This is a genomic window from Acinetobacter sp. UBA6526, from assembly GCF_002434875.1.
Classification (GTDB): domain Bacteria; phylum Pseudomonadota; class Gammaproteobacteria; order Pseudomonadales; family Moraxellaceae; genus Acinetobacter; species Acinetobacter venetianus.
The window spans coordinates 1-564 of record NZ_DJLC01000099.1; the positions used below are offsets into that span (position 1 = coordinate 1).

Sequence of the window (564 nt, forward strand, 5' to 3'; positions counted from 1 at the left end):
AATATTTAATTTTTTTTTGCTGAACATTCGAGCAAAATGACTTGCATTTTGTTAGACAGTGAAAAATAAAAAAATTGTAGTCAAAGTACTTTTTATGATTTTTTTTGTTAAACTGCTGTGAAGAACTTAAGCATATGTTTTGTGAATATTATAACGATGGATAAAACAACTTATTTTTTTGCCCTTTGCTTGGGGACAATCGGTTTTCTAAATAGTTCAGTGTCAACTTACGCTGGGCAGATGATTTATCAATTTAAAGATACGAATGGCACAACCCTACTCACAAACAAGAAGAAAGCTGAATATAGTCATTTAAAAGTTGTCAAAGCAACTTACTACCCTGATAGTAATATTCATAGCTATTCAAATTGGGGAGCAAGTGAAGCATCTGTATTGCCTAGTTATAGTCGCAATAAAAATGCTTTTGATCAGCTGATTCGGCAAGCCGCGCAACAGCATGGCGTTTCAGAAGGCCTCATTAAAGCCGTTATGCATACTGAATCTGGTTTTAATATCAAGGCTCGTTCGCCTGTAGGTGCTCAAGGATTGATGCAATTAATGCCT

General features: G+C 34.9%; 1 protein-coding gene. It reads left to right on the forward strand.

Translation table 11 applies throughout. The features are described 5' to 3' along the window. Positions 1 to 156 precede the first annotated feature (156 nt). Positions 157 to 564, forward strand: a 408-nt coding sequence (locus B4237_RS06340; protein ID WP_286942228.1) for a transglycosylase SLT domain-containing protein, incomplete at its 3' end; no start/stop codon positions are given.